Here is a 24,745-nt window from a genome sequence, read left to right on the forward strand (position 1 = left end):
CTTCGCCGCATCCACGTCGGTGACAGGCTCAACGCGAACGACGTTGCAGTTTCGGCGCCCGCAGCACCATCTCCAAAGGTCCGCGTGTGAAACGTTTCCGCCAGAGCCAAGCAAAAACCATGAGCACCGCAACTGTGCCGGTGGTCGCGATCATGCCCTGGCCTAACGTCTCGGGTCCGGGGCGAACAACGAATGCGAGGATCACCAGGTGTCCGACGTATGCGGTCAGGGCGAGTTGCCCTAGGAAGATCAGAGGCGACCACACGGAACGTGACCACGTCTGGATCTTCAAGCACACGCCCAGGACGAAGACCGCGGACCCTGTACCGCTGATGAGCCACAACGGCATCTGGGAATGCGCGACCGCGCTGAAGAGTCGCTGCCACACGATGTGGCTGGTGGGTTCGCCGAAGACACCCACCAGAAGCACCGAAACCAATCGAGCGCCGACAGCGGAACTCACACCCCAGATCATGAGTCGAGTGCTCACCCTAGGCTCGGTCAATTGCTGGCGGCCGAGCCAGACGCCGAGGACGAAGGGCGCGATCCAGACGAGCAGAGGGTAGGGCCCCGTGAGTACTATGCCTACGAGCATCTCCCCGGGCGGCTCAGAAGCTGAGACGGGGCCCCTATAGACGCGCCCGTCGATCTGTGGCTGTGTGGCGATCCAGAGCACGGGTCCTAAGAGGGCGCTTAGTCCCATGACCAGCAGCAGAGTCCTCTTCGAGGATTTAAGAAGGGGGATGGCCAAGAGAATCAGCAGTCCGTAGATCTGCAGGATCACAGCGACGTCGTGGTCGAGTTCTTGGAGAGCCAGGCCGCCCAGCAGCAGCAGGAGACAGCGCCACAACAGTGAACCCCAGGGCAGCGGCGTCTGCCGTTCACGAGCGCGCCGAGTCATCAAGGAGATACCTATGCCCCCGAGCAGGACGAAGAGCAGCGAAGCTCGACCGTAGGGAACGCGATAAAGCATCTCCAGGAGGCCATTGTCACCGCGGGGGCCAGTGTTGACGGCGATCATGCCGATGACGGCGAGTCCGCGCGCGGCGTCCAGCGCCATCATTCGCTGAGTAGACACTCCCGCTCCCTCTCTCGTGCGGCGACGTAGGTTCTCAAGGTGCCGGTGCTCGGGCAACTCTTCACCTTAACCATCCATCCCCTCGCGGAGCGTGCCAGGAGGAGGCCCTTCATTGAACCTTCATAGAGTCCTTGGGCCGCTGAGGAAGCTCAACGGTGAACGTAGCGCCTTGGTCTGGTCCATCGCTGTGCGCCCAGACTGACCCGCCATGAGCGGAGACGATGGACCGGGCAAGAGCCAGGCCGATGCCTGAACCACCATGGTTGCGATCGCGTGCGCTATCCGCGCGGTAGAAGCGCTCAAAGATATGGGGCAGATGCTCGGCTTCGATCCCGTGACCGGTGTCTGTCACCGCGAGGATCACAGAACCCTGCGAAGACCATGCACTCAGTGTCACCTGGTCGCCAGGTTCAGTGTGGTGCAATGCGTTGTCCAGCAGGTTGGTGAGGACTTGCCCAATCCGGTCTCCATCGATCGTGACCGTGACGGCCTTGGTGCGGTCGTCAGCTTCGAGGCCGAGTTTCACCCCGTGGTCCTGGCCACGTCCCCGAACCTGGGCTACCGCTGCTGCGAGGATGTCCCCGACGTGAACCGCGGCATACCGCAGATCCAGATGTCGCTCCTCTGCGGCGCTGACCAGGGAGATGTCCTCTGCAAGCCGCGTCAGACGCTCGGTCTGTCCCCGGAGCATGATCAGGGTGTCCTCGTCGGCGTGAGATACGCCGTCCTGCATGGCTTCGAGGTATCCGTCCACGGTGGCCACAGGTGTGCGTAGTTCGTGCGCCAAATCCGAGAGTAGACGCTTGCGAGTGAGTTCAGTGCGATCCAACTCCGCCGCCATGCTGTTGAAAGCGGCCATCAGTTCAGAGAACTCCACTCCGAGAGTGCTCTCTGGCACTCTTGCCGTGTAATCGCCTTCAGTAATCTTGACGACCGCGCGGCGCACCCGACGAATAGGTCTGGTCAGTCTGTTCACCAAGAAGACCGTGACGATGATTGACGTGGCAAGAGCCGCCACCAGGGCGAGGAGAAGGGAGAGTTTCCACGCTGCATCGAAGGCTTCCTCGGCATGGGCGATGACTTCCGGATTATGATGCGAGGTCTCGACCATCTCCATGTGATGTTCAAAGATCGCCGGCCCCACCGCCAGCGCAACAACCCAGGCAGTGACTACCGCTACGCAGAGCACCACGATCAACGCGGTGAGAACGCGGGCGCCCAGCCCCGTGAGCCGTCTGGGCCCAGTCATCGTGTGGCCCCAGTCATCGTGTGGGCCCAGCCTTGTACCCGATCCCGCGGACGGTGTGGATGAACTCAGGCCCGGTCGGATGGTCGCCTAACTTCCGGCGCAGGTGTCCGATGTGAACGTCAATGATGTGCCTGTCTCCGAACCAGTCATCACCCCAGACTTTGGAGATCAGAGCGTGCCGGGACAAAACGACGCCTGGTTCTGAGGCCAAGGCGACCAACACGTCGAACTCGGTGCGGGTGAGATCGACAGGTTCGCCTCGGAGGTGGACTTCACGCGCTGCCGAGTCCACGTGGAGCTCCCCCAGCTCGTAGACGGTCTGCTCACCTCCGGTGCTCCGTCGCGGCCTGCGGAGCATAGCCTGCACCCGCAGCATCAGCTCCCTCGGACTGAACGGTTTGGTCACATAATCATCGGCGCCCACAGAGAGCCCGATCACTCGGTCTACTTCCTCTGCGCGCGCTGTCAGCATGACGACATAGCAGTCTGAAATCGCACGGATCCGCCGACATGCGTCCACCCCGTCCATTCCTGGCAACCCGAGGTCCAGGATCACCACGGCGGGGTCCTGTTCCCGCACCATGTCTACCGCATGCGATCCATCCCCAGTTGTCATCACACTGAACCCCTCATGGATGAGGTACCGCTCCACGAGACGGACCAGCGGCTCCTCATCGTCGACTACAAGTACCCTCATGGATTCCTTCTCGTTACCTGTCATGATTTTGATCGTAGGTCAGAGGACATTCTCGGCGGTTCGGCGAGTGCCAAGCTCTGTGGACAGAAACGCCGGGTGCTCTTAGAAGCTGACAGGGGCACGCAGGACCACATCAGTGATGAACTGCTCCGACACTGGCTCGTCCGAGCAGAGCCCAGCACCTCGGTCAGTCCAGCACCGCGTAGGAGCCGGCGCGGCGGTCGTCGTCGGCACCGGAGACTTCACCGGTCTGATAGTCGACCTCCAGCGCGTGGACCGAGCCGAATCCTCCCCACTCGTCCGGCCAAGTCTGAAGCTCCCAGCCCAGCTCCTCCAACTCCTGGGCGGTCTGCTCGTCGGGCTCGTCGGACACGAAGAGCGTCTCACTGTCGCCGTCCAGGCGAAACCGCAGTCCGTCGATAGCGTCCTGCAGGGGCACGTCCTGCAGTCCCCACTGGGTGAGCACGGTCCCCATGATATTCAGGATCTGATGACCGCCGGGGGTCCCGATACCCAGCACAGGTCGCTGCTGGTCATCCAGGATGATGGTGGGCATCGACCAGGTCACCGACTTGCGGCCGGGCTCTGGCTGGTTCGCCGGGGACTCCACCGCTTCGAATCGGCTGAGCTGGTTGTTGAGGAAGAACCCTCCGCTGACCTCGCCTGCTCCCCAGAAGTTGGTCAAGGTGTTTGTCATCGACACCATGATGCCCTCGTCATCGATCACGGAGATATGGGTCGTGTTGGGGTCGATCGGAGCCTGGGCCTGAGCGGGCCGCTCCCCGGCCCCACTCCTGGCAGCCTGTCCGGGCTCACCTTGCTCAGGTTGGGCGGAGGATTGGGTGAAGATGTCCAAGGCACCGTTGGACTGCTCGTTCATGATCTCCTCGACTGGCACTTGGACGAAGCTCGGGTCGCCGATCTCGGTGAACACAGTCTCCTCCGCGATCAGCCAAGCCCCCGAGAGGGTCTGGATGTACTCGGAGGAACCCGGTTCAAGCCGCGCGATGCCTTGGGCCTCCGCGACCTGCAGCATCTGTACCAGCGCCGGACCTGGCAACGCCGGCGCGGCGGCAAGCACCTCATAGTCTCCGAATTCCCCGGAGACCGGGTCGGAGGCGGTGACCTCGTAATCGGCGAGGGTCTCTGCGTCGAGGCCCTCCACCTGAGTCAGCTCCTCGGAGAGGCTGCCGGTGTAGAAGGACTCCCAGCCCTCCTCTCCGAGCGTCGCCAAGGTACTGGCGAGCTCGGACTGGACCAGTTGGTCACCGCTGGCCAGTACCTGGCCGTCGACTTCAAAGGGTTCCACCCCGCCGATGGCGTCCGAGCCGAGGTCGTCGGTCATCCGCGTGGCTAGGAAGTCATAGATCTCGAATCCGTCGGCCGCGAGCTGTTGAGCGGGCTGGACCAGCCTGTCCCAATCCAGGCTACCGTGCTCCTGATGCAGGCGCCCCATCCCGGCCACGAAACCCGGCGCTCCGATCCCGCTCTCCGGGATCTCGCCATCCACGCCCACCATCTCGCGATAGTCGTAGAACAGCGGCTCCCCGTCCTGACCCGCGATCACCACGGCGCCGCCGCCGCCGAGTCCCGAGGCGAAGGGCTCCACCACCGAGACCGCGAAGGCCGTGGCGATCGCCGCGTCCACAGAGTTTCCACCCTCCGCCAGGACCTGCTCCCCTACATTGACCGCGAGCGGGTGACCGGCGCTGATGCCCTGCTGGGTCCGCACATTGTCTGCCGGATGAGGGGCGCTGGTGGGTTCCTGCGACTCTTCACCGGGCGCCGGCGGAGACAGGGGCTCCTCCTCTACGGTGCAGGCAGTGAGCATTCCCCATGCGGTCAGTAATGCGGTACTGCGCATGCCCCGGCTGCACTTGACTCGGCCAGGGCCCCGTCGGGTCTCGGCGCGCTTTGGGCTCGGTGTGCGGGTAGTTCGGGGGCGTCGCTGCTGGTTACTCGGCTGCATGATTCCGCTCCCTCAGGAAAGCATTGGCTTCTGTTCCATGGGTGGCCCGGGGTTCCTCTCGATGGGGGTAGGGATGGGCCAGCTGCTGGTGGCAGTGACGTTCCGGAAGGCTATAGGTTAGGCGAAAGAACCACGGGGCCAAGTTAACTCTTCTCAAGAGGAGCGTAGCTGAAGCATCCTGGTCTAGTTCCGCCTCTCACGGGCGCATTCTAGGAGTAGTTGCACCAGCGGGTGACGCGCTGCAAGAGGGCGTGACGTTGTTGACACGGGCCGGGGCCAGTGAAGCCGCGTGTGAAGGTGTACTTGGTGGTCCCCTTCATTGGTAGGAACGCACGACGCGGGCGATCGCGGCAGAGGCTTCCTGAATCTTGGCTTCCGCTTGGGGTCCTCCGTCTTGGATCGCGTCGGTGACGCGGTGGTTGAGGTGATCGTCGAGCAGTCCCAGGGCGACATTCTCGAGCGCTGAGGTCATTGCGCTTATCTGAGTGAGTATGTTGATGCAGTAGTTGTCTTCATCTATCATCCGGTGGATGCCACGGACTTGACCTTCGATGCGCTTCAGCCTGGCCAGGTAGCGGTCTTTCTCCCTGATGTAGCCGTGACTTGCCGCAGCTGCGGGCGCGGTGGTGGTCATCGTCTTGCCTTTCGCGTCAGGTACGGTTCAGGGTTCTGTCGGTGCTGGCTTCCGGGGTGAGGTCCAGGCGGCGCAGCAGTTGCGCGTTGAGTGCGACGACCACGGTGGACGCGGACATGAGGACCGCGCCGATGCTCATCGGCAGCACGAACCCGATGGGGGCAAGGATGCCTGCGGCCAGGGGGACGGAGATGAGGTTGTATCCGGCGGCCCACCACAGGTTCTGCTTCATCTTCCGATAGCTGGCCCGAGAGAGCTCGAACACCGACAGCACCGAACGCGGGTCGGATGAGGCGAGGATGACCCCTGCCGACCCGATGGCCACATCGGTACCGGCACCGATTGCGATACCGACATCAGCTTGTGCCAGCGCGGGGGCGTCGTTGACGCCGTCACCGACCATGGCGACCTTTCTGCCCTCGTCCTGGAGTTCGGCTACCTTGGCGGTCTTGTCCTCAGGGAGCACTCCAGCAAAGACCCGATCAATGCCAAGGTGCCTGGCCACGGTGTCGGCCACGGCCTGGGCGTCGCCGGTGATCATCACCACCTGTGAACCGGCCGCGTGGAGGGCATCGACGGCATCGCGCGATTCGGGCCGGATCTCATCGGCAAGCCTGAGCGCTGCGATGGCCTCCCCGTCGGCGAGGACATGTAGGATGATCGCGCCTTCTTCGCGCCACTGCTCAGCCACCGCCAGCTCACACTGACTGCGCTGTTCGAGCAGGTAAGGACCACCAACTTCGATCACGGTGCCATCGACGGTTGCCTTGACCCCGACCGCCGGAGATGACGAGAAGTCAGAGGCTCTGGGTACCTGGAGGTTATTGTTGCTGGCCGCGCCGACGATGGCGCGGGCCAATGGGTGCTCGCTGTCGGACTCGGCGGCGGCGGCCAGGGCCAGCACCTGGTCCTCGTCACGGCCGGATACCGGTTCGATACCGGTGACGGTAGGCTCGCCCCTGGTCAGGGTGCCGGTCTTATCGAACAGCACCGCATCCACCGTGCGCATGGACTCCAGCGCCAGTCGATCCTTGACCAGCACGCCGCCGCGCGCCGCGCGTTCGGTAGCGATGGAGACCACCAGCGGGATCGCCAACCCCAGGGCGTGGGGGCAGGCGATGACCAGCACGGTGATGGTGCGCACCACCGCGGCATCAGGCATCCCGACCAGTGCCCAGACGATCGCTGTGATCACCGCAGCACCCAGCGCGAACCAGAACAACCAGCCGGCGGCAGTGTCGGCGATCCGCTGCGCACGAGACGACGATGCTTGAGCGTCGGTGACGAGCTTCTGAATGCCGGCCAGGGCGGTCTCATCACCGACCGCGGTGACTTCCACCCGCAGCCCGGAGTCAGTGGCGACGGTGCCTGCGACGACGTGGTCGCCGGTCTCCCGGCGGACCGGTTTGGACTCGCCGGTGACCATGGACTCATCCATCGATGCGGATCCGTCGACGATCTTCCCATCGGCCGGTACTGAGGCGCCGGGGCGCACAATGACTACATCACCGACGACCAGCTCGGCCGGGGCGACCTTGACCACATCTTCGCCGTCAACCCTCTCGGCTTCATCGGGCAAGAGCGCGGCCAGAGAGTCCAAAGCGGAGGTGGTCTGGGCCAGGGAGCGCATTTCGATCCAGTGGCCCAGCAGCATGATGACCACCAGCAGGGCCAGCTCCCACCAGAAGTTCAGCTCATGATCGAGGATGTGCAAGGTCGCGCCCCAGGAAGCGATGAACGCGACTGTGATGGCCAGGCCAATCAACAGCATCATCCCCGGTTGGCGGGAGCGGATCTCGCTGATCGCGCCGCTCAGGAAGGGCCGGCCACCCCAGAGGTAGACGATGGTACCGAGCACCGGGGAGACCCACCATACCCATTCAGCTTCCGGCAGGTGATAGCCGAGCAGGTGGGCGAACATCTCGTTGAATCCGACTACCGGAATGGCCAGGGCGAGCATGATCCAGAACAAGCGACGGAACTGGCCCACGTGGTCGTCATGCCCGGCATTGCCGCCGTGTCCAGCATGGTCGTCGTGTGCAGCATGGTCGTCGTGGCACTGATGGGCGTGACCGTGGTGCTCATGACGGCCGGTGTGCTCGTGGTGCTGATGATCGTGGCCTGCGTGGTGGCTCTTCTGATCGTTTGCGGGTGGGTGCTGGTGGGTCATGCTCGGTTCTCCCTCGTCTGCCTCCTGCGGGTCGTTCCGGAGCGCGAGATGTCCGTGTGTCTCCTCAGAACGTCGTCTCGCTGGGGCACAGGGGTCGCACCCGTCGATGCCTTATGCGGCGTTCGCGTACCGGTCGGGATCTGCGTCGAAGAGCGGGCCGCAGGCCGCGCAGCAGAACCAATACCGCTGGCCCTGGTAGTCGCGGTAAAGTCCGGCTTCCTCGGCCTGAGACGTGATCACCGTGGTGCCGGCCATGACCAGGCACTCGGTGACGTCGTCCCTGTTCGCGGTGGCCAGATCCTCGGTCTTGGGTGCGTGGCCGCTGCACCTGCCAGAAGCAGCCTTGTGTTCGTGCTCGCTGTGGCCGTGGTTGTGGTGGTCGTGTGCAGTCATCGTGGATGGTGTCCTTTCTGAGGTAGACGACAATTGGGTTCTTCAGACCTGTACCGGTCGGCGTGCCGGTGAAGGAGCGCCACCCGCTGAGGCGGTCTGGTCGTCAACCTTGGCCTGGAATCGGCGCAGCCGGAGGCTGTTGGCGACCACCGACACACTGGAGAAGGCCATGGCCGCTCCGGCGAGCATGGGGTTGAGCAGGCCCATGGCGGCGATGGGGATCGCAGTGGTGTTGTAGCCGAAGGCCCAGAACAAGTTCTGCTTGATCGTGCGCAGTGTCCGCCTCGCAAGCCGGATCGCGTCCGCAGCGGCCCGCAGGTCGCCGCGGGCCAGCGTGATGTCAGCAGCTTCGATGGCCACGTCGGTGCCGGTGCCCATGGCCAGGCCCAGGTCGGCCTGGGCCAGGGCCGGAGCGTCATTGACGCCGTCGCCGACCATGGCCACCACCTTGCCCTCACCCTGGAGGCGAGCGACGACATCGACCTTGTCCTGCGGCAGCACCTCAGCGATCACCTCGGTGATGCCGACCTCGGAGGCGACCTGCTCGGCCACTGTCTGGTTGTCCCCGGTCAGCAGAACCGGGGTCAGCCCCAGCTCCTTGAACTGGACGATGGCCTCGGCAGAGGTCGGCTTGATCATGTCAGAGACCACCAGCACGCCACGGATCTGACCATCCCAACCGACCGTGATCGCGGTCCTGCCCCGGGCTTCGGCAGTTTGTTTGGCGGACATGAGTTCCTCGTCGAGGTGCATCGACCAGTCGGCCAGCAGCGCCTCACGTCCAGCGACCACGGCGTGACCGTCGATCACGCCCTGGACGCCTTGGCCCTCGATGCTCTCGAAGGACTCCGGGGCGGGCAGCTTGCCGACCTCGGCCGTGGCGCCGACGGCGATCGCTTGGGCGATGGGGTGTTCGGAGTAGTCCTCCAGGCCACCGGCGATGCGCAGTAGCTCGGCGCGGGCCACACCTGCGGCGGGGATGGCCTCTGTCAGGGTCATCTTCCCGGTGGTGATGGTCCCGGTCTTGTCCAGCACGATCGTGTCGACCCTGCGTGTGGACTCGAGGACCTCGGGGCCCTTGATGAGTACGCCCATCTGGGCACCGCGGCCGGTGCCGACCAGCAGCGCCGTCGGTGTGGCCAGACCCAGCGCGCACGGGCAGGCGATGATCAGCACCGCCACGGTGGCGGTGAAGGCCGCACTGACCGGGAATCCGGCGCCCAGCCACGCGCCGAGCGCGCCGACAGCGATGGCGATTGCCACGGGCACGAACACCGAGGAGACGCGATCAGCCAGTCGCTGGATCTCGGCCTTTCCGGACTGCGCATCCTCGACCATCTTGGCCATCTGCGCCAGCTGGGTATCTGAGCCGACACGGGTGGCCTTGACCACCAGTCGGCCCCCGGCATTGACGGTGGCACCGGTGACGGCATCGCCCCCGGAGACCTCCACCGGCACGGATTCACCGGTGAGCATGGAGGCGTCGACTGCGGATGTCCCAGAGACGATCGTGCCGTCGGTGGCGATCTTCTCACCGGGGCGGACGACGAACTCGTCGCCGACGGACAGCTCGTCGGTGGGGACTCGCACCTCCTGGCCATGCCGCAGGATCGAGACCTCTTTGGCCCCGAGATCCAGCAGGGCACGCAGGGCGGCGCCGGCCTGGCGTTTGGAACGCTTCTCGAAATAGCGCCCCAGCAGGATGAAGGTGATCACCCCGGCGCCGACTTCAAGGTAGATGTGGCCGAGTCCGTCGGCCCGCGAGATGGTGAGCTCGAAGGGGTGGACGACACCGGGTTGGCCGGCGGTGCCGAAGAACAGGGCGATGATTGACCAGATCAGGGCCGCGGTGGTGCCCACCGAGATCAGCGTGTCCATCGTGGCGGTGCCGTGCTTGAGGTTCGCCCAGGCGGCCTTGTGGAAGGGCCAGCCCGCCCACACCACCACCGGTGCAGCCAGGACCAAGGACCCGAATCCCCAGTAGTCGAACTGCAGCGCCGGGATCATGGCCATGGCGATGACCGGCACGGAGAGGATGGCGGCTCCGACCAGGCGCTGCTTGAGCACCCGGATCTCGGCATCCTCGCTGGACTCGCCCTGATCACCAGCAGCAGGTGCGGCGTCCTTGCCGGAGGGTGGTAGTTCGGCGGTGTAGCCGGTCTTCTCCACCTCGGCGATCAGCAGCTGGGGGTCGTAGCCTTCGGGGGTGGTGACGCTGGCCTTCTCTGTCGCGTAGTTCACCGACGCCTCGATGCCGTCGAGCTTGTTGAGCTTCTTCTCGATCCGGCTCGCGCAGGAGGCGCAGGTCATGCCCCCGATCTGCAGCTCAACCCCGGCGAGATTCACTTCGGTACTGGTGCTCTCAGTGGTCACGGTCCTCTCCTTCCTCCTCGTGCCCGCTGCCGCTGCCCGTGTCGCCGCCACGGGACTCAGTGGTGGTGTCGATGACCAGCGGAGCGGTGTACACCTGGCCGTCGATCTGGAAGTCCAGGAACAGCAGGTAGCGCCCTGGCGTGGGTGCGGTGGCCTCGAAGACGATCTCCGGCCCTGAAGTCTCACCGGCGCTGGGCGCGTCGCCATGGGGATGGACGTGCAGATAGGCAAGATCCCCATCGCGCAGGGCTACCAGGTGACCGAACGCCCCCAGGTACGGCTCCAGCTCAGTGACCGGTTCGCCCTGACGGCTGACGGTCATGGTCAGCTGAGATGCCTCGCCTGCGACGAAGTCTCCCTCCACGGCCACGTCGAAACCGTGCACGTCTGCTTCGGTGACCGTTTCGGTGGCCGGGTTCGGGTCATAGTCGCCTGCGACCTGCACCGTGGTCGACAGGGTCACACCCTCTCCGGTGTCGGTGGAGACGAAGTCGGCGAAGACCCGGTAGGTGCCTGCCTCATCCCATTCCCAGGGGACGGACCAGGTGCCGGTCTCGTCCCGTTCGGGGTGGACGTGGCGGAAGTGCTGCCCGTCCGCGCGGACGGCGATCAGGTGCATTTCCTGCTCATGGTCTAGCTCGAAGTCGGTCACCGGTTGCGCGTCAGGGCCGGTGACCGCAAGGGACAGCTCGCCTTCGGTGCCGGTCTCGGTGGGGGTGTTCACCTCAGTGAGCTGGTAGCCGTCCTGGGCCAGGCCGAGGCCCAGGGGGGCCGCGTCGACCTCGTGGCCCTCATGCCCGCCTTTCATCTCAACTCTTTCGTCGTCGTGTTCTTCTGTTCCGTGATGGTCTTCTGGGGTCTCTTCGACCCAGGCCTGCACCGCGCCCTCGGGGATGACCGTGTTCGCCGTGAATCCAGCCACGGCGAACACGGCCACGAGAACCAGCCCGTACAGGCCCAGGCGTGCAGGGGCCATCATGATCAGCTCCTGACGGCGGCGTAGCCGGCCTCATCGACCGCCGCGATCACCGCGGCGTCATCGACGGGCTGCTCAGCAGTCACAGCCAGGTAGCCGGTCTGGGCGCTGACCTCGATGCCGGTCACACTGTCGATCTCGGAGACCTCGGTGCGGATCGCGGTCTCGCAGTGCCCGCAAGTCATCCCGGTCACCTGGTACTCAGTCGTGGTCGCCATCGTGCGCAACTCCTTCACTCGTGTCCGACTTACAGCTTCGACACTATACCCCTAGGGGGTATCGGTCAACGGGTGATTGCTTCCTCTGCCTGCTGCGCTTGCCCCGTGGAGCGGACATGGCGCAGCCGGGTGGCCGCGATGATCGCGGCTACGGCGGCGATGACGGCGGAGACTATCGCGGCGGTGTTCAGCCCGGAGGTGAAGGCCTCCTGTGCCGCGGCGATGACCTGCTCGCCAAGGCCGCCGGGCAGCTCGGATGCGGCGGCCATGACCCCGTCGACGCTGTCCGATGCCATCGCGGCAGCATCGGCGGGCAGGCCATCAGGCAGCAGGCCGCCGATCTGGCCCCGGTAGGCGGCGATACCGACACTGCCGATCACCGCAACACCGAGCGAGATGCCCAGGTCGTTTGCGGTGGCCGCAAGCCCGGAGGCGCCGCCCGCCTTCTCCGGGGGGACGGAGCTGACAACTAGGTCCGTCGTCAGCGCCATTGAGGGGGCGACACCGGGGTAGGTGATCACGAAGCTGGCGATCACCAGCGCCAGGCCGGTGCCGGCGTCGAGCTGGGTGAACAGGATGTAGCCGACCACCTGGGTGAGCAGGCCGATCGCGATCACGCTGCCTGGCCGGAACTTCCGGGCGAACACCGGTGAGAGCGTGGAGACCACGATCAGCACCGCGGCCGCAGGCAGAATCGCCAGTCCCGCCTGCAGCGGGGAGAGTTCCTGGGCCTGCTGGAGATACTGGGTGAACAGCGAGTACACCCCACCCAGCGCCGCGGCGGAGAGCAGGAACACGACCAGAGCCCCAGAGACCGTGCGGTTGGCGAACAGGCGCACATCTAGCAGCGGACGCTCGGCGCGCAGCTGGCGGGCCACAAACCACAGCCCGATCAGAACCCCTGCGACCAGCAGTCCGATCGAGGGTCCGGCGGGCTCCTGGGCGGCGAACCGCTTGACACCGTAAATGATCGCGAGCAACCCGCCGACCAGCAGCAGGGCGCTGAGCAGGTCGATCCGCGCGCTCGGGTCGCGGTGTTCGGGCAGCAGCAACGGCGCGCCGATGACGACCAGCACCATGATCGGCACTGCGACCAGGAAGGTGGCCTGCCAACCGAAGCCTTCCAGCAGTAGGCCGGCCAGCAGCGGGCCGAGCGCGACGCCGGCGGAGATGCCGCCGGCCCACACTCCGATCGCCACCCCGCGCTGCTTGGCATCGGCGAACAGCGCGAAAATCAGACCTAGCGTTGCTGGGATCATCATCGCTGCGGCCAGACCCAGGACCGCTCGCCAAGCGATCATCAGCTCCGGGCTCGTCGTCAGCGCCGCCGCGACCGAGACTGCGGCGAACAGCGCCGCGCCGATCATCATCAGCCGGCGCTTGCCGACCCGGTCCCCAAGCACACCCATCGCGACCAGGAACCCGGCCATCACGAACCCATAGATGTCCAAGATCCACAGCAGCTGCGTACTGGTCGGGTTCAGATCCGCCGCCATGTTCGGCGCGGCCAGGAACAGGATGGTCAGCATCATGAACAGCAGCGTCGAGGGGGTGACCAGCACGGCCAGGCCCCACCACTGCTTCGCTCCCGCCCGGGGAGCCGGAGTCTCGGTCTGATTCATGATCGGACACCTCCTGCGCGTGTCGTGACTGTCGTACTCATGGCTCACACTCCTTACTTGCCCTTTCTTGAGCGGCCGGTGACTCGCCACTCACGAACTCCTACATGCATGTATGACTTGAAACGGCTACACTATCTCATACATTCCCGTATGAGATAGGAAGGTGGAGTCCCAGTGAACAGCAAGGCCACGACGAGCTCAGTGTCTACCCTCGGTACGGGCAGGCGTGGCGCGGCCAACAGGCGTGCCGATGCCCTGCGTAATCGAGCGAAGTTCCTTGCTGCGACGGTGACGGCGATCCGAAAAAACCCTGATGCCTCCCTGGCTGATATCGCTGCTGAGGCCGGCACGGGCAGGCAGTCGCTCTACGGGCATTTCAAGACCCGCCCTGAGCTGATCGACGCCGCCCTGGCAGACAGCCTCGAGCGCGGCGAAGAGGTGCTGCGCAAGGTGCAGCTCGACGGCGACCCCGTGGCGGCGTTCCAGCGCCTGGTTGCCTCCAGCTGGGTGCTGGTCGACCGATCCCGCGCCCTGCTGGCCGCAGCCCAGAAGGAGCTCCCGGCCGAACGGATTCGAGAGATGCACGAGAAGGCCGAAGCCCGCATGCGCGGACTCCTGGAGCGCGGCCAGGCCGAGGGAGCGTTCCGCTCCGATCTACCGGTGAGCTGGCTGTTGACCACCACCCACGTGGTGATGAACGGCGCGGCTGAGGAAGTACGAGCCGGACGCCTCGACCCCGACGACGCGCCGCGGTTCATCGACGCGATCCTGCTGCCTGGATTCACCAATGCCGCCCAGCCTAAGAAGTCGCGATGATCCCGGTATTCCTCGGCATTCTCGGGGAAGCCGCAGCCGAGACGGCGGTCGTGGTGACCCTGCACGCCGCCATACCCGAGACGGAGGTCGAGCTGGTTCCCCTCGGGATCGGCCGTGCTGAGGTGCCCTAATCGGGCCGGGTCAAGGCGCGTCGGGCCTGGCGCACGGCTCGGTCATGCCGCTGTTGCCTGGCCCTCTTGGCGGCATCGCAACTGAGAAGGAGACGACCTCCACAATCGGCCGAGTCAGTGAACCGCCCTGGGTTTGATGGAGACTCCATCGTTTGGAAAGGATGATGGAGACATGCCGAAAGAGATCAACCCGGGGAACGCGACCACGCGCCGATACTCCGAGCAGGAGAAGGCCGCAGCAGTCCGCATGGTCCGTCAGCTGCGCAAGGAGCTGGGCACCGACCACGGCACCGTGAAGAGAGTCGCTACCCAACTGGGCTACGGGCCTGAGTCTGTCCGGTCCTGGGTGCGCCAAGCTGACATTGATGAGGGTCACGCTCCGGGGCAGAGCACCGAGCAGTCCGCGCGGGAGAAAGCCCTGGAACAAGAGAACCGCGAATTGCGGCGCGCCAACGAGATTCTGAAACGGGCTGCGACTTTCTTCGGGGCGGAGCTCGACCGCCAGTCACCGAGCTAGTCGCCTTCATCGAAGCCAACAAGGACGACGTCATCGAGAGTCGTCGACTCGGAGTCGAGCCCATCTGCACGACGCTGCGGGTGGCTCTGAGCACCTACTACGCCGCGAAACACCGTGAACCCTCAGTTCGGAGCCTCCGCGATGCTGAGCTGATCCCGCGGCTGGTGAAACTCCATGTGCAGAACTACGGGGTCTATGGAGCCAGGAAACTCTGGAAAGCCGCGAACCGGGCCGGCCTGAGCATCGGTAGAGATCAGACGGCGAGACTGATGCGCCACGCTGGCCTGGAAGGTGTGCTCCGGCGCAAGAAGCTCCGCACCACCTCACCTGATCCTGAAGCCCCGCGGCATCCGGATCTGGTCAATCGCGAGTTCGTCGCGATTGCGCCGAATCGGCTCTGGGTCACCGATCTGACCTACGTACCGACCTGGGCCGGTGTGGCCTATGTCTGCTTCATCATCGATGCCTTCAGCCGGACGATCGTTGGGTGGAGGGTCGCTTCTACGATGCGCACTGAGACGGTGCTCGATGCGATCGAGATGGCCCGCTGGTCACGAGGCCCACGGCACGAGCAGCTGCGGTGCCACAGCGATGCAGGATCTCAATTTACGTCCATTCGCTACGGCGAGAGACTGGCAGAGATCGGGGCGACCCCCTCGATCGGCACCGTTGGGGATAGCTACGACAACGCTCTGGCCGAGACCGTCAACGGCTACCACAAGGCTGAGCTGATCCGAGGACCGGTACGGGCTCAGCGCGGTCCATGGAAGGCGGTCGAAGATGTGGAGCTGGCCACTCTGGGATGGGTCCACTGGCACAACACCGAGCGGCTCCATGGATACCTCGGTGACCGGCCGCCGGCAGAGTTCGAGGCCCTGTTCTACGATGACAACACCAGAGCCAATGAGCTGGTGGAATCCCTATAGCTGGAGTCTCCATCAAACCCAGGGCGGTTCACTTGGATATCGGCCAGGGCACGGTGCTCGCTGGAGGCCGCCGAGGTCGTGGTATTCCGACTCTCGACACCGAGCCGGACGGCGAACTCATTGACTGCGGAGACGTCGTAGGTCCGGTACGAGCACAAGGCGCGGGTGGCTGGGAAACGCTCGGAGAGCACCCGCAGGTCGAAGCTGCCCACAGATGAGCCAGCGACCACTGCACCCTTGTAGTCATAGCCGGGGGTCTCCGAGTCTGTCCCCTTGGTTGGGAGCTATTTGGTGACGAAGTCGGCCAATGCGGCATCGGCCTCCTCCACCGTCGTGGTCGAGGCCCGGGACTCGGCCAGCAGCCCGTTGGTGGTGTGCATGGTGCGTACGTAGTCGTCCATGGACTCGTAGGCAGACTCGGGTGCGCGGATCACCATCGGCTCGAACACAGCCAACTGATCGAGGCTCGCATCGGTGACCACAGCGGCCACCTCCAGAACATGGACCTCATAGCCACGGTCGTGCAGACAGTTGGTCTCGAAGTCCAACCATAGCAGTCGTGTAGTGGTGTCCTCGCCGAGAGTGCCAGGGACAGGGACAGCGGCGTGCTGGTGAAGTGTCATGCATGTCCGGTGTCCGGAAGGAGCTCTTGTGAGCTCCTCAGGCACTCGGCTCGCCCCGCTACGCGGATATGAGGTCGAACCACGGTAGCGGCATCTCGCCAGGCTCTGCCGCATCAGGCTGCGTCAGCCAGGACCGGCTGTTCCATCTTGACGATGGACTCGATGGCGCCGGTGTAGTCAATGGTTTCGAGGTTCGGCGCAACGTAGAACTTCCTGGTGGTGTACTCGTCGGAGTGACCAGCTTGCCGGGCTGCGGCGGCCAGGCCGTGCCGTCTCTCAACGGCGGTGATGACGGTCTTGCGCAGACTGTGAGATCTGAATCCCCCGTTCCACACGTGACTCAAATGGTCAGCATCAGCCATCGCGTACTTGACCGACCTCTCGACCGATGACAGATAGTACGGGCGCCCGGTAGCTGTATGGAAAACGAAATCAGAATCTGTTCTCGCATCGAGGCGACGCCTCAGAATGATAGCCGCGAAGGTCGGTAGCGCGATGCGCAGCGCCTTGCCGGACTTAGTGGTGTCGATGTAGAGGCCCTTGCCAGGTTCATAGTTGGTCCCAGCATCCACCAGGATCCAGGGAACCTCGTCATCGAGATGGACCTTGTCCCAGCTCAGGGCGAGGACCTCGCTGATTCGGCACCCAGTGGCGAGCATAAGATCGATGATGTCGAGGATCGGCGTGCGCTCACGTGTGGGGTGATCGCACCACCTGCGGAAGACCTCACGGACCTCGGCGAGGTCTTCTGCCGAGATCACAGAGGGCTCAGGAGCCTTGTACTGGATGCGTTCGGTCTCACGACCCATGTTGAAGGGCAGAAGCTCAGGTGCGACTGCGTACGCGCACGCACGCGAAAGAATCGTCTGTACGCGTCGAGCCGTAGCCATCAGGCAGCCGTCAGTTGTCGGAATCGACCACAAAAGCTCGTTGAGTTTTCCGACGGTGATCTCGTCCATCGCCCAGTTTCCCGCGACGGGTAGCACGTGGTTCTTCACCACGTAGCGGTCGTCGTTGATCGATCGAAGGCGCGGATGCCCGGTCCGCCGGGACTTCTTCTCCAGGTGTTCGAACCAACTGTCGAATACCTGGGCGAGCGTCACCCCTTCACCGCCGAGACGACCGTTGAAGATGTCCTGCGACTTGCGATGCCATTTCGCTTTCAGCGCCGTGGTCGCCCTCCCCTTGGTGGACTCACGCACCGTGAGCTCGCGTCGAAGGCCTCGGCTGTCTCGGTAGTAGCACCGGGCCCTCCATGATCCGTCGTCGAGTTGGAAGTAGGTGATCTTGCCACGCTCGCCGATCCGCAGTCCTGGTCGTCCCATGACACTCCATTCCGATTCTCCGGTACGTACCAAAAGTGTCCGGAAATACTCGTGAAGGGTGAGGGGGCAGGAACGGGTCGCACCGCGGGGGCCTTCCGAAAGTCGGTCGTAAATCGGTCACGAGGTGTTACGCCCCGACCAACCGTCCCGTCCAACCGTGCCCTCTCGACCTCGATTCCCCGGGGCCTTCGACCCGCCTAGATCCGCATGAACTCAGCGATCAGCGGCAATGTCACTACGCTGAGAACAGTCGTAGCTACCAACACTGAGGCAGCAAGCCGACCGTCCCCGTCGTACTGCTCGGAGAAGATGAACACCGTGGTGGACGACGGCATGGCCGCCATCAGCACCAGCGTCGCGGCCCAGACCGGCCCCAGGTGGTCCAGGAAAGGAAGCACCGCCAGCCAGGTGACCCCAGGCAGCAGCAGAAGCTTGACCACAGTGCCCAGCGCGATCGAGCGCTTGGGCACTCCGCCGCTGCGGATGCCCTCCAGCGCGGGGTGCATGGCCAGCCCCACGGCGAACAGCGCCAGCGGGACCGCGGTCTGTCCGATCATCTCCACCCCTTCCGAGAGCACCTGGGGCGGGGCCAGCGGGGTCATCACCACCAGCAGCGCGGCGGCCATGGAGAGCGCGATGGGGTTCAGCAGCACCGCTCGGCGGACGATCGGCCAGAGCCGACGTCGCCAGGCGGAGCGGAACCCGACCCCTGAGGGGGTGTCTCCTGCATCCCCTGGTCCCGGCCGCGTGGACGGAGCCCCGCCGAGGGCCGTGCGGACCACCGGATAGCCGGTCATGTAGATCATGTTGTGCACCAGATGGATGATGCCGGCAGCCAGTGCGGCCTCAGGCCCAATGGTGCTCAGCGTGATCGGGATGCCGAAGTAGCCGACGTTGCCGAACGTGGCCGCCAGCGACGTCGGCGCCGCCCCGGCACGGGCTCGGGACCCCAGCAGGTGGGCCGCGCCGTAGGTGCCCGCGGAGAGCGCCAGCGTGACCACCGCGGCGATGATCACCGCCCCCACCGGGAATCGGTCAGCCGGAGGTGCGGCCACCACGGCGGAGAAGACGAAGGCCGGCAGTCCGAAATAGAAGACGAAGGCGTTCAGCGCACCCTGGAACCCGCGGAATCGGGAGGCGAAGCCCGCCAGGAATCCGACGACGAGCACGAGGAACATCGGGGCGATCGTCGTGAGCATGGAGAGCACCGTTCGATCCTAGGTCATCGATGGCGCTCCCCCGAGCCTCGCCCAGCGGGGCTCAGAACATGACGTCAGGGGGCCGGATCAGCTCAGGAGAGTCGTTGCGGACATTGCCGACCGCACGGTCCACCTCATGCAGGGTCCACCCGTGGGCGACTTCCACAGCTCCGACCCGCAGCCGCTCCACATCCGCCTCCGTGGCCTCCCGGCTCCGCTCCCCCGGAGCGATCCAGTCGGCCGCCTCCTCGGCGCTCACGGCCAGCGGCAGACGATCGTGCAGTTGGGCCAGCTCGGTGAGCACCGAACGGTCACCGTGGGCCGTGCCTGCGCCGTCGTCGTCGACATCGGGTGACGGGCCGGTGAGGATCGTGGTGGAGAGCACCCAGGCGTCCCGCCCCTGAGCCTCGCGCTCGGGGTCCTTCCACCATTCGTAGAGACCAGCGAAGAGGATCAGCGGCCGTTCACGGTCTCGGACGAGGTGCGGGACGCGGACGGTCTTGCCGGTCTGCGGGTCCTCGGACACCTTCCACTCGTAGTACCCCTGGACAGGCACCACACACCGTCGGCGGCGCACCGCAGAGCGGAAGCTGGGCTTGGAGACCACCGTCTCGGAGCGGGCGTTGAAGGTCTTCGAGCTGAACGCGGGGGTCTCCGCCCACCGCGGGAGCAGGCCCCACCGGGCCGGGTGGATCTCCCGCTGTCGCCCCGCGTCCGCCTCGGGCTTGTCCGCACCCTCCTGATACCGCTCCACAAGGATCGGCACAGTGGAGGTGGGCGCGACGTTCCAGGAGACACGCCACGACTGCTCCGGACCCGCCGGCGACGCATCAACGCCAGTGGCCGGGCCGGCCAGGACGACGTCATCGATCCCGCAGGCCTCGAGTGCATCGACCAGGTCACCGGCGCGCAGTGCCATCACATAGCGTCCACACATGACTCTCCCTTCCCCACGTCCTCCACTTCTCCGGAGCGTACGTGCTCGACGGCGGCGGCAGAAGTCCCGCGGACCCGAGCGCCGTCGGCGGCTGCGGGCAGCACGTGGCCGAGCAGACCTACCAGCGCAGCCGCAGCTCGGCCGGGCGGCCCAGCCCGGGGAGAGCGAAGGTGTCACCATGGCCGGCGAGCACTCCGGCAAGAGGGTCGTAGGCGTCGTCGGGCGCTCCCCGACGCACCACGTCACGCTCCGGATGCAGGATCTCCCGGACCACCTGCACCATCAGGTAGATCACGGTGGCCATGTGCAGCACGATGCCCAGCCCGTAGGCGGCCTCGATGAGGTGATGTCCGGCGCCGAACTCCCCGCCGGAGGTGATCTTGGCGCTCATCAGCCACACCGCCGCCCAGTGGAACACCTCGGCGGCCTGCCACACCACGAAGCCCCGCACCTGGGGCCGCGCCAGCACCACCAGCGGGATCAGCCACATCACGAACTGTGGCGAGTAGACCTTTCCCAGCAGGATGAAGCTGGCCACGATCAGGAAGCACAGCTGGGCCATCCGAGGCCGCGTGGGGGCCGCCCAGGCCAGGTAGGCCACTCCCAGGCAGCACAGCAGGAACAGCCCGTTGGAGAGCAGCGAAAAGCCTTCGCCGTCGAGCCCGAGCCAGCCGAAGGCCAGCCACATCGAGGAGAAGCTGACCTCGCGCTCGGAGGAGAACCGATAGAACAGTGCCCACTGGTCAAATGCGGCGATCATGAACGGCAGGTTGACCGCCAGCCACGTCGCCGCAGCTGCTGACAGGGTGGTCACCGCCGAGCGTAGGCGCCCGGAGCGCACGCACAGCACCAGCACTGCGCCGAAGAAGAACAACGGGTAGAGCTTCATCGCTGCCCCGAGACCGATGAGCACGCCGGCCCAGCCGGGTCGGCCTCGACCCCAGAGCAGAAGTGCCAGCGCGCCGAGGAAGACCGCCCACATGTCCCAGTTCACCGACAGGGTCAGGACGATGCCCGGGGCCAGGGCCACAAGTATCGCGTCCGAACGACGACGCCCCGCCGAGTAGGCCGTGGCCAGCACGGTGCCCAGCCAGCAGAGCACTACCAGAGCATGGTTGAGATCGTAGAAGGCCAGGACACGCTCGGGCCCCTCGCCGGTGCCCGGGACCAGCCAGGACAGCACGCCCGCGACGACGCCGATGAGCACCGGATACTCCATGGCCTGGCCCTCCGGGGCGTCCCCGAGGAACGGGAAGTGCCCGGCGGCCAGACCCCGTTCGGTGAACAGCAGCGCGAAGTCGGAGTAGCACATGTGCACGTGCTGGCCCGGGTCGGTCCATCCGTTGATCCGGCACCACTGCACAGCCAGCACCGAGAGGACCGCGCCCAGGCAGGTGGCGGCCAGCAGGATCCAGAGCAGCCGAGAGGTACGAGGCGTGGGGCGAATCTCGGCGGTGCTGGTCACCGGGCTCCTTCAGGTCGGTCCGGGGCGTCCGCAGGAGCGGGCAGGTCAGGGCGGGAGGATCTCTCGGAGCCCTCGAGCCGGAGTTCCGCGGGCACGGGGGCCGGGGATCGGGTCAATTGTCCCAGGCCGGTCCATCCGACGGCGGCATTCCAGATCTGTGAGGGGCGCCGCATGTCGAACAGCTCGGTGGTGTTCGGGTCGAAGACCAGCAGGTAGACGAGGTAGACCGTCGCGACGCCGGCCGCGACCGTCTGCACCACAGTGGTGTCGATCCATTGGGCCACGGAGAGCTGGCCGACCAGGGAGATCAGCACCAGCACCGTGATCAGCAGGCTCACCAGCACCAACGCACGGCCGCGGTGGACATGCACGACGGCGAACAGCGGCAGGATCCACAGCAGGTACCAGGGCTGGACGACCGTGGAGCTCAGCACCACCACGATCAGCCCCACCCCGGCCCACAGCACCGGGTTGCCGAGGCGGCGGCGCAGCAGGATCCAGGCCAGCACCGCAGCGGAGACGACACGCGCGCCGGTGTAGATCCAGGAGGCGGTCTGCTGCGGGTCCGCGCCCCAGGCCACGGCCGCCACCAGGCCCAACCCGGTGCCCAGCAGCCCGACCGGTGCGACCGGGGCGATGGCGGATCCGGCGCCCAGCGCCGCGGTGATCCATCCCAGCCCGACGCCGAGCAGCATCCCCGCCCCCACGAGCAGTCCGGCGGAGAGCAGCCCGGCGAAGGCCCACTCCCGCAGCCGGGCCCGGTAGTCGCCCACGATGCGTGTGGGGTTCTTCAGGGTGAGCAGCACGGCGAAGGGCAGCACCGTGATCGCGATGGGTTTGACCGCCACCGCGGCGGTGATCAGCAGCACCGCGCCGAGCCGCCGTCGACGCAGTGCGCACCACATGCCCAGCAGCAGCAGCCCGATCATCAGGGCGTCGTTATGGGCTGCCGGCAGGAAGACCAGCAGACTCAGCGGGTTCAGCACGCACAGCCACAACGCCCATGCCGGCTGGGAGCCGAAGGCTCGAGCCAGGCGCGGCACCACCAGCAGCATCATCGCCACCCCTGCGACGCTGAGCAGCCGAAAGAGCATCACGGAGACCTCTGGGACCCCGCCGGAGAGGAACCAGATCAGCTGGGCCACCAGCAGGAACAACGGCCCATAGGGTGAGGGCGACTCCGCCCACAGCCCGTCGGCGCCCTCCATGAACCACCCGGGCAGCTCCGAGACACCGGATTCATAGGGGTTCAGCCCGGCGTGGAGCACCCGGCCCTGGGCCAGATAGGAATAGACGTCCCGGGAGAATATCGGCACGGTGAAAAGCAGCGGTGCGCCCCACATGAGCACCGCGCGGCGGATGGTCGACGTCGCGCCCTCGTGCCAGCCACCGACGCGCTGGGAGAGCCGCAGCCAGGAGCGCACCAGCAGCATCGCCCCCAGACTCAGCAGCACCGCGCAGGTGATGACACCTGCGGTGGTGGTGCGCAGCGGCAGCAGCAGCGGGTGTACGGCCAGCACCGAGGAGGGAGTCATCGCCAGCCAGCCCACCCCCCACGAGCCGACCATGATCATCAGGGAGGCCAGGAGTCCTTGGCGCAGGGTGTGCGAGGCGGCGGCCTCCTCACCACCGATCAGCCACGCGGTGCCGGGGAAGGAACCGAGCACATCACGTGTCCGGAGGGCGGCGCGCGAGATCAGGGTGTCACGCACTCTCTCTCCTCCGACGCGGCAGTTCGAGCCGCAGCGCAGGCAGGTTCCATCCCTCGTAGACGACCCACCGTGTCCCCCGGTCAAACAGGCCCAGCCAGAGCATGCAGGCCCAGGAGAGGGCCAGGGAGAGGACGACCATCTGCTGATCCATGTCCAGGAACTGCCAGATGGAGAGCTGGTCCGAGGCGCCGAATGCCAGGAAGAAGCCGACGGTGAAGACGACCCATTTGAACTGCCAGTCCTTCCGGATGCCGGTGACCGCGAACAGCGGGAGCAGCCACAGCAGGTACCACGGTTGGATGATCGGAGAGAGCACCACCAGTGCGGTGAACGCCCAGGTCATCCGCTGCACGACATGCCGGGGATCGCCGCGGAACATGAGTGCCAGCACGATGATCACCGAGAGCAGTCGGCCGATGAGCTTCAGCGTGTCCAGGGTCCAGTAGCTGGGGATCCCCAGGGAGTTCAGCACGGTGGTGACCATGCCGTCGGCGATGCCCAGCGGGGACCAGAAGACGCTGCCGGTGCCGGTGCCGGCCATCACCGCCAGCCAGCCGAATCCGTAGCCCTGGACGACCCCCACGGCGATCAGGACGACTGCGGCGATCCCCGCGGTCCAGGTCCAGTACAGGAATCGACGGCTCCAGCTCGCCGCCGGACCGGCCCAGAGCAGGGCGATGAACGGCAGCAGGACCATCGAGATGGGCTTCATCCCGATGGAGACGACCACCAGCAACGTGGCCAGCACTCCGTGGCCACGTGCCGCGGCGTGGACCCCGGCCAGGGCGAAGCCGACCATCAGGGCGTCATTGTGGGCCGAGGAGATGAAGCTGATGATCAGCAGCGGATTGGCCACCGTGATCCACTGGGCGCGCGCTCCGTCCACGCCGTGCAGCGCCGCCAGCTTCGGCACGTAGACCATGATCAGCACGACGCCGGCCACGCAGGCGAGCCGGAACAGCAGGATCGCCAGGTCCGGGCTCTCCCCGGTCAGCCTCATCACCACGGCCTCGATCCAGAGGAACAGCGGACCGTACGGGGTCTCGGACTCTGCCCACAGGATGTCGGTGCCCAGGTGGAACCAGTTGTCCAGGCTCGAGACCCCGGTGGTGTAGGGGTCTTCACCGGCCAGCACCAGCCGTCCCTGGCCTAAGTAGGCGAAGACGTCGCGGGAGAAGATCGGAAGAGTGACGAGCTGCGGCAGTGACCACAGCACCACCGCCAGGTTGACCGTGCGCAGCGTCTTGGGCCCGAACCCGTCCAGGGCCCGTCCGAGCCGCAGCCAGGCACGGAACATCACCCAGCAGCCCAATGTGAGGGCCACCGTGCAGATGATCACCCCGAGGGATTCGGTGCGCAGCGGGATGATCCACGGCAGGCGGGCGATCGGCGAGGTGCTGACCAGCCACCCCACGCCTAGGGAGCCGAAGAGCACCATCAGGGAGCCCACCAGACCTTCGACGAGCGGACCGAGGGGGCCCGCCGGGCGGTGTGTGGTGTGTCCGAGCGCGGCCAGCCGGCGCGCACCCTGCGTGACGGTGTCGCTGAGGGCCCCGCCGGGTCTGCGCTGGGCAGAGGCGGAGTTCTCGGCGCCGGCCACGTCGGTCATCCCCACGAAGATACCACCGACCCCTTTTCCGGCTCGGCCCGGATCAGGCGCCGTCCCGACCGCGGAGAAGCTGCGGTGTCGGCGTCGGGACCCGGCCGATAGAGTT

21 protein-coding genes are annotated in these 24,745 nt (G+C 65.8%); 3 read left to right on the forward strand and 18 right to left on the reverse strand.

Annotation, left to right across the window (positions count from 1 at the left end):
• Positions 1–28: 28 nt before the first annotated feature.
• From ODE13_RS09650 to ODE13_RS09700, 11 genes are all read right to left on the reverse strand, one after another.
• Positions 29–1,063, reverse strand: a complete 1,035-nt coding sequence (locus tag ODE13_RS09650; RefSeq protein ID WP_322479085.1) for a DUF418 domain-containing protein — start codon at positions 1,061–1,063, stop codon at positions 29–31.
• 124 nt (positions 1,064–1,187) lie between these two features.
• On the reverse strand, positions 1,188–2,327 hold the full coding sequence (locus ODE13_RS09655) for a sensor histidine kinase (RefSeq protein ID WP_322479086.1): 1,140 nt from the start codon (positions 2,325–2,327) through the stop codon (positions 1,188–1,190).
• 13 nt (positions 2,328–2,340) lie between these two features.
• The gene (locus ODE13_RS09660; protein ID WP_322479087.1) at positions 2,341–3,048 is read right to left on the reverse strand and encodes a response regulator transcription factor; all 708 of its coding nucleotides are present in this window, start codon (positions 3,046–3,048) and stop codon (positions 2,341–2,343) included.
• 163 nt (positions 3,049–3,211) lie between these two features.
• Positions 3,212–4,756 carry a gamma-glutamyltransferase gene (locus ODE13_RS09665; protein ID WP_322479088.1) on the reverse strand — a complete coding sequence of 515 codons (1,545 nt, stop codon included), beginning with the start codon at positions 4,754–4,756 and terminating at the stop codon, positions 3,212–3,214.
• A 553-nt stretch (positions 4,757–5,309) separates the two neighbouring features.
• Complete coding sequence (locus ODE13_RS09670; protein ID WP_322479089.1) at positions 5,310–5,627, reverse strand: metal-sensitive transcriptional regulator; 318 nt, start codon at positions 5,625–5,627, stop codon at positions 5,310–5,312.
• Positions 5,628–5,643: 16 nt separating this feature from the next.
• Entirely contained in the window at positions 5,644–7,797 is a 2,154-nt protein-coding gene (locus ODE13_RS09675; protein ID WP_322479090.1) for a heavy metal translocating P-type ATPase, read from the reverse strand.
• 111 nt (positions 7,798–7,908) lie between these two features.
• Positions 7,909–8,190 carry a YHS domain-containing protein gene (locus ODE13_RS09680; RefSeq protein ID WP_322479091.1) on the reverse strand — a complete coding sequence of 94 codons (282 nt, stop codon included), beginning with the start codon at positions 8,188–8,190 and terminating at the stop codon, positions 7,909–7,911.
• A 42-nt stretch (positions 8,191–8,232) separates the two neighbouring features.
• Positions 8,233–10,500, reverse strand: coding sequence for a heavy metal translocating P-type ATPase (locus ODE13_RS09685; protein ID WP_416210665.1), 2,268 nt, complete (start codon positions 10,498–10,500; stop codon positions 8,233–8,235).
• Positions 10,501–10,552: 52 nt separating this feature from the next.
• Positions 10,553–11,542, reverse strand: a complete 990-nt coding sequence (locus tag ODE13_RS09690; protein WP_322479093.1) for a heavy-metal-associated domain-containing protein — start codon at positions 11,540–11,542, stop codon at positions 10,553–10,555.
• 2 nt (positions 11,543–11,544) lie between these two features.
• Positions 11,545–11,757, reverse strand: a complete 213-nt coding sequence (locus ODE13_RS09695) for a heavy-metal-associated domain-containing protein (RefSeq protein WP_322479094.1) — start codon at positions 11,755–11,757, stop codon at positions 11,545–11,547.
• 65 nt (positions 11,758–11,822) lie between these two features.
• Positions 11,823–13,379, reverse strand: a complete 1,557-nt coding sequence (locus ODE13_RS09700) for an MFS transporter (protein ID WP_322479095.1) — start codon at positions 13,377–13,379, stop codon at positions 11,823–11,825.
• A 288-nt stretch (positions 13,380–13,667) separates the two neighbouring features.
• On the opposite strand from ODE13_RS09700, the gene ODE13_RS09705 reads away from it, so the two are divergent.
• The 3 genes from ODE13_RS09705 to ODE13_RS09715 all read left to right on the forward strand — a co-directional run bounded on the left by ODE13_RS09705 (position 13,668) and on the right by ODE13_RS09715 (position 15,769).
• Positions 13,668–14,195 (forward strand): TetR/AcrR family transcriptional regulator, encoded by a 528-nt coding sequence (locus ODE13_RS09705; RefSeq protein WP_322479096.1) that lies wholly within the window; start codon positions 13,668–13,670, stop codon positions 14,193–14,195.
• A complete protein-coding gene (locus tag ODE13_RS09710; RefSeq protein WP_322479097.1) occupies positions 14,192–14,326 on the forward strand; it encodes a hypothetical protein in 135 nt (44 codons plus the stop codon). Before ODE13_RS09705 ends, ODE13_RS09710 begins: the two co-directional genes overlap by 4 nt.
• 172 nt (positions 14,327–14,498) lie before the next feature.
• A protein-coding gene (locus ODE13_RS09715) for an IS3 family transposase (protein WP_322479098.1) occupies positions 14,499–15,769 on the forward strand; the annotation gives its coding sequence in 2 pieces (ribosomal slippage) (positions 14,499–14,802 and positions 14,802–15,769; 1,272 coding nt in all).
• Positions 15,770–16,053: 284 nt separating this feature from the next.
• Here ODE13_RS09715 and ODE13_RS09720 read toward each other — a convergent pair.
• From ODE13_RS09720 to mptB (ODE13_RS09750), 7 genes are all read right to left on the reverse strand, one after another.
• Positions 16,054–16,392 carry a hypothetical protein gene (locus ODE13_RS09720; RefSeq protein WP_322479099.1) on the reverse strand — a complete coding sequence of 113 codons (339 nt, stop codon included), beginning with the start codon at positions 16,390–16,392 and terminating at the stop codon, positions 16,054–16,056.
• Between the two features lie 113 nt (positions 16,393–16,505).
• The gene (locus ODE13_RS09725) at positions 16,506–17,717 is read right to left on the reverse strand and encodes a tyrosine-type recombinase/integrase (RefSeq protein ID WP_322479100.1); all 1,212 of its coding nucleotides are present in this window, start codon (positions 17,715–17,717) and stop codon (positions 16,506–16,508) included.
• Between the two features lie 197 nt (positions 17,718–17,914).
• Complete coding sequence (locus ODE13_RS09730; RefSeq protein ID WP_322479327.1) at positions 17,915–18,916, reverse strand: AEC family transporter; 1,002 nt, start codon at positions 18,914–18,916, stop codon at positions 17,915–17,917.
• A 61-nt stretch (positions 18,917–18,977) separates the two neighbouring features.
• Positions 18,978–19,853, reverse strand: a complete 876-nt coding sequence (locus tag ODE13_RS09735) for an SOS response-associated peptidase (protein WP_322479101.1) — start codon at positions 19,851–19,853, stop codon at positions 18,978–18,980.
• A 118-nt stretch (positions 19,854–19,971) separates the two neighbouring features.
• The gene (locus ODE13_RS09740; RefSeq protein WP_322479102.1) at positions 19,972–21,318 is read right to left on the reverse strand and encodes a glycosyltransferase family 87 protein; all 1,347 of its coding nucleotides are present in this window, start codon (positions 21,316–21,318) and stop codon (positions 19,972–19,974) included.
• A complete protein-coding gene (gene mptB / locus ODE13_RS09745) occupies positions 21,315–23,030 on the reverse strand; it encodes a polyprenol phosphomannose-dependent alpha 1,6 mannosyltransferase MptB (RefSeq protein WP_322479103.1) in 1,716 nt (571 codons plus the stop codon). The genes ODE13_RS09740 and mptB (ODE13_RS09745) overlap by 4 nt, the downstream gene beginning before the upstream one ends.
• Positions 23,023–24,639: a polyprenol phosphomannose-dependent alpha 1,6 mannosyltransferase MptB gene (gene mptB / locus ODE13_RS09750; RefSeq protein WP_322479104.1), complete on the reverse strand. Its 1,617-nt coding sequence runs from the start codon at positions 24,637–24,639 to the stop codon at positions 23,023–23,025. The genes mptB (ODE13_RS09745) and mptB (ODE13_RS09750) overlap by 8 nt, the downstream gene beginning before the upstream one ends.
• Positions 24,640–24,745 lie beyond the last annotated feature (106 nt).

It is taken from the genome of Nesterenkonia sp. HG001, from assembly GCF_034438835.1.
Lineage (GTDB): Bacteria > Actinomycetota > Actinomycetes > Actinomycetales > Micrococcaceae > Nesterenkonia > Nesterenkonia xinjiangensis.

What these genes read in the sequence shown, in the direction of transcription:
- ODE13_RS09730 (WP_322479327.1), bottom strand. Translation starts at nt 18,916, where the DNA reads ATGCTCACGACGATCGCCCCGATGTTCCTCGTGCTCGTCGTCGGATTC.
- mptB (WP_322479104.1), bottom strand. Translation starts at nt 24,639, where the DNA reads ATGACCGACGTGGCCGGCGCCGAGAACTCCGCCTCTGCCCAGCGCAGA.
- ODE13_RS09650 (WP_322479085.1), bottom strand. Translation starts at nt 1,063, where the DNA reads ATGATGGCGCTGGACGCCGCGCGCGGACTCGCCGTCATCGGCATGATC.
- ODE13_RS09675 (WP_322479090.1), bottom strand. Translation starts at nt 7,797, where the DNA reads ATGACCCACCAGCACCCACCCGCAAACGATCAGAAGAGCCACCACGCA.
- ODE13_RS09720 (WP_322479099.1), bottom strand. Translation starts at nt 16,392, where the DNA reads ATGACACTTCACCAGCACGCCGCTGTCCCTGTCCCTGGCACTCTCGGC.
- ODE13_RS09735 (WP_322479101.1), bottom strand. Translation starts at nt 19,853, where the DNA reads ATGTGTGGACGCTATGTGATGGCACTGCGCGCCGGTGACCTGGTCGAT.
- ODE13_RS09710 (WP_322479097.1), top strand. Translation starts at nt 14,192, where the DNA reads ATGATCCCGGTATTCCTCGGCATTCTCGGGGAAGCCGCAGCCGAGACG.
- ODE13_RS09690 (WP_322479093.1), bottom strand. Translation starts at nt 11,542, where the DNA reads ATGATGGCCCCTGCACGCCTGGGCCTGTACGGGCTGGTTCTCGTGGCC.
- ODE13_RS09670 (WP_322479089.1), bottom strand. Translation starts at nt 5,627, where the DNA reads ATGACCACCACCGCGCCCGCAGCTGCGGCAAGTCACGGCTACATCAGG.
- ODE13_RS09695 (WP_322479094.1), bottom strand. Translation starts at nt 11,757, where the DNA reads ATGGCGACCACGACTGAGTACCAGGTGACCGGGATGACTTGCGGGCAC.
- ODE13_RS09685 (WP_416210665.1), bottom strand. Translation starts at nt 10,500, where the DNA reads ATGACCTGCGCCTCCTGCGCGAGCCGGATCGAGAAGAAGCTCAACAAG.
- ODE13_RS09655 (WP_322479086.1), bottom strand. Translation starts at nt 2,327, where the DNA reads ATGACTGGGCCCAGACGGCTCACGGGGCTGGGCGCCCGCGTTCTCACC.
- ODE13_RS09680 (WP_322479091.1), bottom strand. Translation starts at nt 8,190, where the DNA reads ATGACTGCACACGACCACCACAACCACGGCCACAGCGAGCACGAACAC.
- ODE13_RS09725 (WP_322479100.1), bottom strand. Translation starts at nt 17,717, where the DNA reads ATGGGACGACCAGGACTGCGGATCGGCGAGCGTGGCAAGATCACCTAC.
- ODE13_RS09660 (WP_322479087.1), bottom strand. Translation starts at nt 3,048, where the DNA reads ATGACAGGTAACGAGAAGGAATCCATGAGGGTACTTGTAGTCGACGAT.
- ODE13_RS09700 (WP_322479095.1), bottom strand. Translation starts at nt 13,379, where the DNA reads ATGAATCAGACCGAGACTCCGGCTCCCCGGGCGGGAGCGAAGCAGTGG.